This window comes from Paraburkholderia sp. Ac-20336 (assembly GCF_017105025.1).
Lineage (GTDB): Bacteria > Pseudomonadota > Gammaproteobacteria > Burkholderiales > Burkholderiaceae > Paraburkholderia.
The window spans coordinates 44,885-56,741 of record NZ_JAAGPS010000031.1 but is presented as its reverse complement, the minus strand read 5'-3'; the positions used below and the strand labels follow the sequence as shown (position 1 = coordinate 56,741).

Genomic DNA, 11,857 nt, shown 5'->3' with positions numbered 1-11,857 from the left:
ATGCGGCGGCCGGACGGCGCGTTGTCGCTGCTGCGCACGGTCCGTGCGTTCCGTCCCGACGTGATGCATTCGCATCTATACGCGGCCGATCTCGTGCTCGCCGGCGTCAACGCATTGAGCGTCCACCAGCGTCTGATCCGCACGATCCACAACACGGCGATCCAGGGAACCCGGTCGCGCGCCGGCACTCGGCTGCTCGACCGCCTGTTCGCGACCTCCGTCGCATGCGGCGAGCGGGTCGCGGACGCCTACATCCGCTACTTCGACGGCGCGCCGAAGTCGACCGTCGTTACCGTGCGCAATGGCGCCGCGCACACTGCCCCTGCCTGCACGCAAGGCGACGACGCCCGACGCGCCACGCTGCGCGCGTCGCTCGGGATCGCCGCCGACGCGTTCCTGTATGTGCATGTCGGCGCGTTTCGCGGCCAGACGCTCGCGAGCTCGCAGAAAGCGCATGACGTGCTGCTGAAGGCGTTCGCGCAGCTCTGCACCCATCCGGCCGCGACCCGTGCGCGGCTTCTGCTGATCGGCGACGGCGAGCTACGCATGGCGGCTCAGCAGCTCGCGCAGATTCTGCGTATCGGCGATCGCGTGACGTTCGCGGGCGTGCTCGACAACGTGCCGCGCTACCTGCACGCATCGGACGCGTTCGTGTTCCCGTCGCGCTACGAAGGCTTGCCGGTCGCGTTGATCGAAGCGTGCTGCGCAGGCCTGCCAGTGATCGCGACCGCCTTGCCGGAAATCGCCGAGGTGCTCGGCCGAGGGAGGTACGCGTGCGCGCCGGTCGGGGACGCGTCGGCCTTGGCGGCCGCCATGCTCGCCAGCCTGCTGGCGCCCGAGCTGGCGCGCGCCCGCGCCGCCGAGGCCGCGGCCTATGTGGCGCGCGAGTTTTCCATCGATCTGTGCGCGGCCCGCTATGAAGCGCACTACACGAGTCTCGTCGGGTATCCCGGCATGCCGACGGCTCCGCCTCAGGCGCAGGCGTCTGCCTCCCCTACCGTTTCGAAGCGATCCCACCAGGAAACCACGTGAAACAAGTCTTGCAAAATCTCAAGGACGGCCGTACCGCACTGTGGGACGTACCCATGCCCACGATGTCGCGCGGCAGCGTACTCATCGAAACCACCACCACGCTGTTGTCTTCGGGCACCGAACGCATGCTGGTGGACTTCGGTCGCGCGAGCCTGATCGGCAAGGCAATGCAGCAACCCGACCGGGTGCGCGACGCGTTACAGAAGGTGCGAACCGATGGTCTGGCCGCGACGCTCTCGGCGATCACCGACAAGCTCGATCAGCCGCTGCCGCTCGGGTACTGCAATGCGGGCGTCGTCACGGCAGCAGGCGCGGAGGTGGACGGCATCCAGGTAGGCGACCGCGTCGTGTCGAACGGCAAGCACGCCGAGTACGTGACAGTCGGAGAAAACCTGTGCGTGCGCATTCCGGACAACGTGCCGGACGAGGACGCAACCTTTGCGATTCCCGCCGCGATCGGCTTGCAAGGCGTGCGTCTCGCCGCGCCGACGCTCGGCGAGACATTCGTCGTGATCGGCCTCGGTCTGATCGGACTCCTGACCGTGCAGATCCTGATCGCGAACGGCTGCCAGGTGATCGGTATCGACCGCGATCCGTCGCGCGCCGCGCTCGCGGCCACCTTCGGCGCGGCCACGGTGCTCGCGGGCGCCGACGTGGTGGCAGACGTCATCGCACGCACCCGCGGCATCGGTGCGGACGGCGTGCTGGTCTGTGCATCGACGAACAGCGACGAACCGGTGGCACAGGCCGCGAAGATGTCGCGCCCCCGCGGCCGCATCGTGCTCGTCGGCGTAGCGGGCCTCGCGCTGTCGCGTGCCGACTTCTACGAGAAGGAGCTGAGTTTTCAGGTGTCCTGCTCGTACGGCCCCGGCCGTTACGATCCCCGCTACGAGGAGAAGGGCTTCGACTATCCGATCGGTCACGTTCGCTGGACCGAAAACCGCAACATCGCCGCCGCACTGCAACTGATGGCCGATGGGCGTCTCACGCCGCAGGCGCTGATTACGCATCGCTTCACGCTCGATGACGCGGAGCGCGCCTACGCACTGCTCGTCGAAAAGACACCGTCGCTCGGCATCGTGATCGGCTATCCGCGGCGTCAGTTCCATGAGGTGACGTCCAACGACACGCCCCTGCGGCCGCTCGACGCACGCTCCCGCACCGTGCCGCTGACGCTCGTCGGCAACGCGGTGCCGGCGCCGGCACCGACTTCCGCCGTGCGGGTCAACGTGATCGGGGCGGGCAACTATGCGGGGCGTGTGCTGATTCCCGCGCTCCGCAGCGCGGGCGCGGCGCTCCACGGCATCGCGTCGCGCAACGGCGTGACCGCCGCGCATTACGGACGCAAGCACGCCGCGGCATTCGCGTCGACCGACGCTGTCGCGCTATGCACGTCGCCGGACGCGCAGGCGGTGGTGGTCGCGACGCGTCACGACACGCACGCCGAATACGTGGTGCAGGCGCTGCAGCATGGCAAGCACGTCTTCGTCGAAAAACCGCTCTGCCTCACGCACGCGCAACTGGCGCGCATCACCGACACCATGGCCGCGGCAAGCGAACACGCACTGTGCATGAAGCGGCCGGAACCGATCCTGATGGTCGGCTTCAACCGCCGCTTCGCGCCGCAAGTGTCGCGCATCAAGAACCTGCTCGCGCCGCTCGCCGCACCGAAAGCGCTGGTGCTCACGGTCAATGCCGGCATGATCCCCGCCAACCATTGGACCCAGGACCGCGAGAGCGGCGGTGGACGCATCATCGGCGAAGCGTGCCATTTCATCGATCTGCTGCGCCATCTGGCCGGCAGTCCGATCGCCTCGTTCGAGGCGACCGGCTTCGAAGCCGTCGCGCCCGCCGCCTGCGATACCGCGAGCATCACATTGCGTTTCGAGTCGGGTTCGGTCGGCACGATCCATTACTTTGCAAACGGGCATCGCTCGCTGCCGAAGGAACGACTCGAAGTGTTCTGCGGCGGCAAGGCGCTCGTGCTCGACAACTTCCTGAAGCTGCGCGGCTATGGCTGGCCGCAGTTCACGAAGCAGAACCTGTGGCGGCAGAACAAGGGACAGGAAGCGTGCGTGGCCGCGTTTGTCGACGCGATCGCCAACCAGGGCCCGCCGCCGATCCCGCTCGCCGAACTGCTCGAAGTGAGCCGCGTGACGATCGACATCGCACAGGACCTGGGATGACGCCGTCGCAAGCCGTGAGGCTGTTCCATACGGTTCGGCACCTGCAGCCGGTGCAGGTGCTGTATCGCGCGAAATACGGCCTGCTGCCGCGCGCGCGCATCAACGAGCGCGTCGACGCGCCGCTGTGGCCAAGTTCGCGCGAAACCGCGCCTGTGCCGTTTGCAGCAGGCCCGGACGAGTATCTCGGCGACGGGTGCTTCCGCTTCCTGAATCAGGAAGGCCAGCTGGTGGACGGCTGGAACGCGCCGCACCAGGCGCGGCTGTGGCTCTACAACCTGCACTACTTCAACTATCTGAATCAGGCGACACGCGAGCAGCACGCACGATCGCTCGCGGCACTGATCGACCGGTGGATCGCAGCGAATCCGACCGGTGCGGGTGCGGGCTGGGAACCCTATCCGCTGTCGCTGCGCATCGTGAACTGGATAAAGTGGGCTCGCTCGGGCCAGTGGCTCGCCAACCATGCGCTAACGAGTCTGTATGTTCAGGTTCGCTATCTCGCGCAACGGCTCGAATACCACCTGCTCGGCAATCATCTGTTCGCGAACGCAAAGGCGCTGATCTGCGCGGGCCTTTTCTTCGATACGCCGGAAGCATCGGACTGGCTCGCGACGGGACTCGCCATCCTGCGCCGCGAGCTACCCCGCCAGACACTGGACGATGGCGGGCACTTCGAGCTGAGCCCGATGTACCACGCGATCTTCGTCGAAGATCTGCTCGACATCGTCAATCTGGCGATGAGTGTCAGCACGCACCGGCGCAGTGCCGATGCAATAGCCTGCCTTGAGCTCGCACGCAAGCCCTTGCCCGCCGCGCTCGCGTGGCTGCGCACGATGACGCACCCGGACGGCGAAATCGCGCAGTTCAACGATGCGGCGTTCGGTATCGCGCGCAATCATGCGGCACTCGCCGCGTACGCGCAGCGGCTCGGCATCGCGATGGCGCCGGGCACGGGCGGCCGAACGCTGACGTCGCTGGAGACATCTGGCTACGTGCGCGTCGAATACGGCGACTATGTCGCGCTGCTCGACGTCGCGCGCATCGGCCCCGACTATCTGCCGGGCCACGCGCACGCCGACACGCTGAGCTTCGAGCTGTCGCTGGCGGGCCGGCGCCTGATCGTCGACGCGGGGACGAGCACGTATGCGATCGGCGGGCAGCGGATGAGCGAGCGCGGCACCGCCGCTCATAACACCGTGACGTACCAGTCGCAGAACTCGTCCGATGTATGGAGCGCATTCCGCGTCGGACGCCGTGCGTATCCGGTCGACCGCGACATGCGGGTCACGGCGCGGCATCCGGATTCCGCCCCCGCCGGTACGCCGGCGACCGTCACGCTGCGCGACGGCGCGCTGCACGAAAGCGCCGCGTGGAGCGTCAGTGCCTCACATACCGGTTACGCGCACCTGCCCGGACGCGTCATGCATCGGCGCAGTTGGCACGGCGACGACCACACGCTCGTGATCGTCGATCGCCTGGAGCGCGCGGACGGCCGCGCGGTCACGGAACTGGACCGGACGTTCGCGACCTTGCGCTTTGCGCCGCATCTCGATGTCTCCCACGGGGCGGACAGCGAAATCATCGTCAGCGACGACGACGGCGTGGTGTGCCGGATCACGCATAGCGGCGCAACCGCACACCTCATCGACGATTTCCATCATCCGCGCTTCGGCGTGAAGCTGCCCTGCAAACTGCTGCGTCTGCCGTTCCTGCACGCGACGCTCCTCACACGGCTATCGTTCGGGAATCCGACATGAAGATACTGTTCATCACCGACAACTTCTATCCCGAGACCAACGCACCGGCATCGCGCACGTACGAGCACGCGCGCGTGTGGGTCGAGGCGGGGCATACGGTGACCGTGTTGACCACCGCGCCCAACTTTCCCGAGGGCAAGCTCTTTGCCGGCTATCACAACCGCTGGTGGCAACGCGAAACCGTCTCGGGTATCGACGTGGTGCGCGTGAAGACCTACATCACGGCGAACGAAGGCTTTATCAAACGCACACTCGATTACGTTTCGTTCATGCTCGCAGCGATCGTCGCATCGCCGCTGCTGCCACGCTGTGACGTGGTGATCGGAACCTCGCCGCAGTTCTTCGCGGCGCTCGGCGCACGCATCATCGCCATGCTACGGCGCCGCCCGTTCGTTTTCGAGCTGCGCGACCTGTGGCCGCAATCTATCGTCGCGGTGGGCGCGCTGCGGTCGAGGTTCGCGATCAGAATGCTGGAGGCGCTGGAGATGTATCTGTACCGCAGCGCCAGCGCGGTGATTTCCGTCACGCATTCGTTCAAGCGCGAACTGGCGGAGCGCGGCATCGACGCGCACAAGATCGAAGTCGTGCAGAACGGCGTCGATCTCGCTCATTTCAGGCCGGGACCGTGCGATGCGCAACTCGTCGACGAACTCGGCCTGACTGGCCGCTTCGTGGTCGGCTATCTGGGCACGCACGGCATGGCGCACGGCCTCGACAAGGTACTCGAGGCGGCCGCGCTGCTCAGGCACCGCGACGACATCGCGTTCATCATGGTCGGTGCCGGCGCCGAGAAACGCGCGCTGGAGCAGCGCGCGCAGGAACTCGCGCTCACCAATCTGTCGTTCGTCGGGCGGCAGCCCAAGGAACGCATGCCGGCGCTGCTCGGGCTGTGCGATCTGTGCCTCGTGCCGTTGCGCGACCTCGCGCTGTTCCGTAGCGTGCTGCCGTCGAAGATCTTCGAGGCGATGGCGATGCGCACACCGATTCTGGCCGCGCTACCGCGCGGCGAAGCGACTGAACTGCTGGAAACGCTCGGCACGGGCGAAATCGTCGCGCCCGAGGACCCGGCCGCGCTCGCCGCTGCGATCGTGCGGCTCGCCGCCGATCCGGACCGGCTCGACCGCTTCCGCGCGAACGCGGCGCGGGTCGCGGCCGACTTCGACCGCCGCCGTCTCGCGCACAAGATGATCGACGCAATCGCGCGGCAGATCGGACCGCTGCAATCATGAAAAGACGCTACGATTCAGCCGCGCTCGCGGCACTCACGCTCGTCTCGACGCTCGCGCTCGTGTTGCCGCAGGGGGGGCACGCGCAGAACTCGGACGTGACGATGCGCGCGCCGTCCACGTCCAGCACGCGGCAAGGCACGCCCAGCCGTTCCTGGCAACGGCAGCCGCAGTTCGGTGGCCGCGACGCGAACGCGCGCGGCAGCGCACGCGGCATGCCGGGTGGCGGCAACGGCGCAGCGGCACGCCGCCAGACGCAGCATGCTCCCTCGTCGCTGTCAGCGGATGATGCGTTGATCGGCAGCGATCCGGACCTTGCGCGGCCGCTCGTTCCGTGTGACGCGCTCGGCAGCACCGCGCGCGCGATGGCCGGCGCCTATGCACCGGGCAATGGTCCAATTGGCGCAGGCGCGGGCTATGATCCAGCGACCGGCGCCAGCGAGCGGCTTCCTTCCATCCCGAGCTGCACCAGCATCGTCTCATCGGGCCGCAATGCGGGCGCGGGCGACCGCAGCACGGGCGCCTACGAGCAGCTCACGCCCGACGTCGATCGCCCGAGGATCGGCGGGCGGCCGGGCACGTTAACGGTACTGCGGCCTTTCGCCGACGACTGAGCGAGGCGGGATGGATCGATAGCCCCCAACCGACCGACCGCCGAGTCTCGCCGCCGGCCGCGCACGTCGATCCGGCCGCGCTCAGAACCAGATCGCCTCGGTGGCGGACTCTTCGCCGCGCGTCTCACAGGCACGCAAATCGTTGAACTCGAGCTCACCACGCGCCGCACGATGCAGCGCCTGCTCGTCGAGAACCAGATAGCGGCCGTGGTCCTTGCGAATAATCTGGTTGTCGACCAGCAGATTGAGCGCACGCGAGACCGTTTCGCGGCTGACGGTCGCCGTAATGGCGATCGCGCGTTGGCTGGGTGGCTTCTCGATCGTCGCGATACCGTCGCGGCTCGCCGTGATCATGCTGGCCAGCACGGCGTACACCCGTGCGCGCGAGCTCGTGACGCCCAGTTTCGAGCGGTCGTCGAAACCCTGCCGGATCGACTCGCAGAGCTGGCACAACAACAAATACGTCACCTCGACGGAGCGCAGCAGAAAGCGCTCCGCGTGATCACGATCGAGAAAGCCGACGAGCGCGTCGGTAACCGCGACGATCGACACCGTCTGCGGATGTCCGTCGATGATCGACAGCAAGCCGAAATACTCTCCCGGCTCGATGAAGCCCAGTCCGACTTCACGACCGTCCTCGTTGAACGAAATCTGCTGCAGTCGGCCCGATAGCAGAAACATCAGCGCCGTGCCCGGCGCCCCCCGATTGACGACGATATCGCGGCGCTTGAATTGCCGCGTGCGCACATGCGCAGCAATGCCGCTCAACGCGTTGTCATCGAGACTCGATAACAGGCGCTGACGACGCAAGATTTCGACTGAAACCTGGTTTGCTGCTCTGTGGCGATAAGAATCGCTCATGATTTGTCGACCCTTTCGCAGGATCAGCCCGATGAGTGTTACAACAGGCCGGACGCATCGACGCCCGCCCCCCGCGTGGCATGCGTGCTTGCCCCCTCCTGACGAATCGCCTATCTGTCGTTATCCTGACTGTATGCCCCGCCCGGCCGCATCGGCGGCCGCTTACATTTGCAATACCGGCTCGAACAGATAGCCCTGCGCCCAATGCGCGCCGCAATCGCGCGATAATTGCAGATCCTCGTCCCGTTCGACACCTTCCAGCACGACGTGCGAGACACATGCACGCGCAAGCCCAATGAGCGCACCGACGCGCTTGCGCGCATCTGCACTCGAGCGCGCCTGATGCAGATACTCGCGATCCACTTTCGCGATATCCATCCGAAGCTCGGTCAGGATTCGAAGCGAGCTATAACCGGCGCCAACGTCATCGAGCGCCACGCGGCAGCCCAATAATTGCATGGCACGCACGAAGTTACCCATTGCGTCGAGATCCGTCATCGGCACGCTTTCGGTGATTTCGATCACCAGTCGTGCCGCGACCTGCGGCTCACCTGCGAGCGTCTCGATCACCGTCAGCCACCAGCCTTCGAGCCTCGCGCTCTGCACCGACACATTGCAGCCCAGCGAAATGCCGGGGCGGCAACGCAGCATGTCGATGACGGACCACACGACCCATCGGTCGAGCCGACCGATCAGACCTAGCCGCTCGAGCGCGAGCACCCGCCTGCCGGCGCTGACAGATGTTCCATTGACCACCTCGCTGAGGAGTACCTCGTAATACTCGACGCGGCCGGTGGCATTCGCATTGCAGATTTTTTCGTACCGCAAGCGCAGATCGCCGCGCCTCAAGGCACCCAGCAGATGACCGGCCGTCTGCATATCGGCCATGTAACGCATACGCCATGGCCGCGCGCCGACGCATGTCTCGTCGGAAGCGACCCCTTCGAGATCGAACGGCGCGTTCTCGTCCTCGGGAATCGTCGCGGCAATCGCCGCGCACACCTCGCCCGACGATGTGATGATCGGGTCGTCGCCAAGTGCCGCAACCACGGCGTCGACGATGCCTCGGTCATCGCGGGCGGCATGAGGGTCTGCCTCGCGTTGCTGTTGCGGGCGCTCGAACACGAACAGGAGATTCTCTCCGCTCAACGTGACAAAACCCGCTTCGCGCGCGCAAAAATCGCGGGCACGCTCCAGTACTTTGCGTCGCACCGTGCTGACGACCTCGACGCCGTACGCGCTTGCGATCAGCGCAAGGTTGCGAATCCAGGCGACGGTGCACAGCGAGCGGATTTCCGATCGCGCGCTCGCGTCGACACGATCGTCGGTCACCGGCAACGAGAGGAAGCCCGGATGGTCCGTCACGATGACACCCGCTGCCCGACATCCCGCAGATCCCGACGCGTACGGAGATCACGTGTTTCCGCTCGAACTGCCCACCACGCGCCGCTCGCGAGACAGCGGACCTCAAGCCCCCCCGCGGCAAAAGGGTTCGCTTGTGTCACCATAGTTTTCGACCCTCTTCACCTCCTCCCGGGCTATTGAAATGATGGACCTAGCGCGCGCGGCACTCGTTAAACGCCCCCCGGCAATAGGGAACCTTTTTGTCAAAATCTGCATAAAGGTCATACCTTATCCGGCTGTCGAAGGCGCGCTCGTCAGTCCCCACGAATTCAATCTCCCAAGGTGTTTTTACGATCATGAAAATCGGATATGCGCGTGTATCCACGGACGAGCAGAACCTCGACCTGCAGATTTCCGCGCTGCGTGCGGCCGGCTGCGAAGTGGTGTTCGAGGATCACGGCGTATCGGGCGCGGAATTCTCGCGCCCCGGTCTCGACGCAGCGCTGGCGGGCGCGAAAGATGGCGACACGCTGGTGGTATGGAGACTGGATCGCCTCGGACGCTCGCTAGGCAAGTTGATCGAACTGGTGGAACGGCTCAATCGGACAGGCATTCAATTTCAATCGCTCACTGAGGCAATCTGCACGACGTCGTCGGGCGGCATGTTCATCTTTCACATGATGGCCGCACTGGCGCAATTCGAGCGGGCGCTGATCAGCGAGCGCACGCGTGCCGGAATGAAAGCGGCACGTGAGCGAGGCAGACAAATCGGCCGTCTGCCATCGTTGACGCAAGCCGAGCAGGAGGAGATCGTGGAGCGGCTGTCGGCGATGTCGGCAACCGATCTCGCGATCCGATATCGCGTGCATCCGCGCACCGTTCAGCGGATTCGAAAACGTGCCGCGCAAAAAAAAGAGTGACTCGACTCAAAATCCCGCTTCGCTTGCCTCCGACAGCGCGTCGCTCATTCTGCGCAGGCTGCGCTGCAGTGTCCTCGGATGGATGTTGAAACGCTCGGCGACGTGTGCGGTCGGATTCGAGCACAACAGTTCCAGCGCCTCGACACATTGTTCCTCGGTCAGCGTACGCCTGCGTCCGACATGCTTGCCGCGCGCCCGCGCCGCATGCATGCCAGCGCGCGTGCGCTCGCCGATCAGCGTGCGCTCGAACTGCGCCAATGCCGCCATGATGTGAAACAGCAGCGTCCCCCCCGACGATGACGTGTCGATGGATTCGGTCAACGATGCGAATTGCACACCTTGCCTGCCGAGTTCGTCGACGAGCTCGACGAGCCTCGACAGCGAACGTCCGAGGCGATCCAGTCGCCATACCACGAGCGTGTCGCCTTTCTTCAAGGTTTTCAGCGCGCTATCCAGTCCAGGTCTGGAAAAGCGGGTGCCTGAAACGCCCTCGTCCTTGAAGATGCGGTCACAGCGGACCGCCTCCAGTGCGGCAATCTGCAAATCCACGCACTGCTCGTCCGTGGATACCCTCGCATACCCGATTTTCATGATCTTTACTGGCCTGTGGTCCATGTGCACGACGGCATGAACTGCTATCGGCGCACAAGTACTCTTTTCGTTTTTGATTGACATCAGGGGCTGCCGGCCGGCAGCCGACGCCCGTGACTACGGTAGTACACGAAAGATCGTTCAGGACGGCACCCGCCCTTGCCGATGCAGCACACAACGCACATCGGAATTCAGACATATTACGAAAGGCGCTCAATGCACATAGTGCAATACGCTGGGACATCACTCCGCATGTGCCGCGCGCATTGCAGTCGCCACCCAAACACCAAACCGGCACAACAGCGGATTCAATGAAACGTTCGTACAGCAGACACCGCGCACGCCCCCCGGCGGCGACTTCATCGCCAAAGGGCAAGCTGAATGCCCTCCCAAAGACGACTCCATCACGGCATGATGAAAAAATCCCCCTGACCAGCCTGTCGTCGCTGAAGCGACTTTTTGAGCTACGCCGATCAAGCTCCTCTGACACCCGGAAGCCCCCTGTCGCCACACGGTTGTTGCCGAAAGACGGAACTCGCTCAGCGTTGCCTTGACGGACTTCTACTTTAGTTCAACCATATTCTCAGACATTTACATGCCTCTTGTTCGACACTCAGCCGACGTTGCCGAGCGATGAACAACCACCATGGAATTTGGACTGCTAATGGCAATCCCCCTGCCGGCAGCGCATCGGCCAGATGATGCGCCGACAATTTACATTGACGACCGTCGTTGCGCAACAGAATCGTCGAGCGAATTCGTTGTTGAAGCACACCTATTTGATAGGTAATCGTTTTCTCACTCGCGACATCCTTTCATTTGCATTCCATACGAAAAAATTACTTCATAACACATCTTACATACAAATTCGCACCGATCCTGATCGACGATTACACACTCATTCAACACTATTACAGCTTCACTCTTCTCGCCGACTCCTCTGATGACGAGATGCGCCTGTGATGCTCGTTTTACGATCTTTTATGACTCTTTTTGGTGCATCGGATGCCACTGCTTTTTCACCTATTTTGCTGCTCGTGGAACTCCGCTCATTATTTATTTGTATTTCTAATTGCTATGATTTTATAAAAAATTTGATTTTTCAAATAAATCATGAAAAAAATATTTTTTATTGATCCATATCTTATATTCAATTATCGGTGTAATTGGCGGAACTCAGGCTATTAGGTGTGGCTGACGAAATTCTCCATTGCTCACCCTTTCCGGATAAATTCGATGCCGCGTGGGCGCGCGGCTACAGATCGAGAACGCGTTCCTCGTTGATCACCAGATAGCTTGCCGAAAAATATCATCAGTATACCGAAT

Annotated in this window: 9 protein-coding genes; 6 read left to right on the top strand and 3 right to left on the bottom strand. The window is 63.7% G+C overall.

The window, feature by feature from the left end:
• The 5 genes from GXB81_RS12490 to GXB81_RS12470 all read left to right on the top strand — a co-directional run.
• Nucleotides 1-1,032, top strand: a 1,032-nt coding sequence (locus tag GXB81_RS12490; protein ID WP_205989273.1) for a glycosyltransferase, incomplete at its 5' end; no start/stop codon positions are given.
• A complete protein-coding gene (locus GXB81_RS12485; protein WP_205989272.1) occupies nt 1,029-3,218 on the top strand; it encodes a bi-domain-containing oxidoreductase in 2,190 nt (729 codons plus the stop codon). The genes GXB81_RS12490 and GXB81_RS12485, both read left to right, overlap by 4 nt.
• Nucleotides 3,215-4,975 (top strand): alginate lyase family protein, encoded by a 1,761-nt coding sequence (locus GXB81_RS12480; protein ID WP_205989271.1) that lies wholly within the window; start codon nt 3,215-3,217, stop codon nt 4,973-4,975. The genes GXB81_RS12485 and GXB81_RS12480 overlap by 4 nt, the downstream gene beginning before the upstream one ends.
• Entirely contained in the window at nt 4,972-6,204 is a 1,233-nt protein-coding gene (locus tag GXB81_RS12475; RefSeq protein WP_205989270.1) for a glycosyltransferase family 4 protein, read from the top strand. The genes GXB81_RS12480 and GXB81_RS12475 overlap by 4 nt, the downstream gene beginning before the upstream one ends.
• On the top strand, nt 6,201-6,815 hold the full coding sequence (locus GXB81_RS12470) for a hypothetical protein (protein ID WP_205989269.1): 615 nt from the start codon (nt 6,201-6,203) through the stop codon (nt 6,813-6,815). The genes GXB81_RS12475 and GXB81_RS12470 overlap by 4 nt, the downstream gene beginning before the upstream one ends.
• Nucleotides 6,816-6,896: 81 nt before the next feature.
• Here GXB81_RS12470 and GXB81_RS12465 read toward each other — a convergent pair whose 3' ends face one another.
• Both GXB81_RS12465 and GXB81_RS31890 read right to left on the bottom strand, forming a co-directional pair.
• Entirely contained in the window at nt 6,897-7,676 is a 780-nt protein-coding gene (locus GXB81_RS12465) for a Crp/Fnr family transcriptional regulator (RefSeq protein ID WP_205989268.1), read from the bottom strand.
• A gap of 162 nt (nt 7,677-7,838) precedes the next feature.
• The gene (locus GXB81_RS31890) at nt 7,839-9,041 is read right to left on the bottom strand and encodes an EAL domain-containing protein (RefSeq protein WP_205989267.1); all 1,203 of its coding nucleotides are present in this window, start codon (nt 9,039-9,041) and stop codon (nt 7,839-7,841) included.
• 335 nt (nt 9,042-9,376) lie between these two features.
• Between GXB81_RS31890 and GXB81_RS12455 the strand changes: the two genes are divergently transcribed.
• Nucleotides 9,377-9,940, top strand: coding sequence for a recombinase family protein (locus GXB81_RS12455; protein WP_205989266.1), 564 nt, complete (start codon nt 9,377-9,379; stop codon nt 9,938-9,940).
• Between the two features lie 6 nt (nt 9,941-9,946).
• Here GXB81_RS12455 and GXB81_RS12450 read toward each other — a convergent pair whose 3' ends face one another.
• Nucleotides 9,947-10,531 carry a recombinase family protein gene (locus GXB81_RS12450; protein WP_205989276.1) on the bottom strand — a complete coding sequence of 195 codons (585 nt, stop codon included), beginning with the start codon at nt 10,529-10,531 and terminating at the stop codon, nt 9,947-9,949.
• Nucleotides 10,532-11,857 lie beyond the last annotated feature (1,326 nt).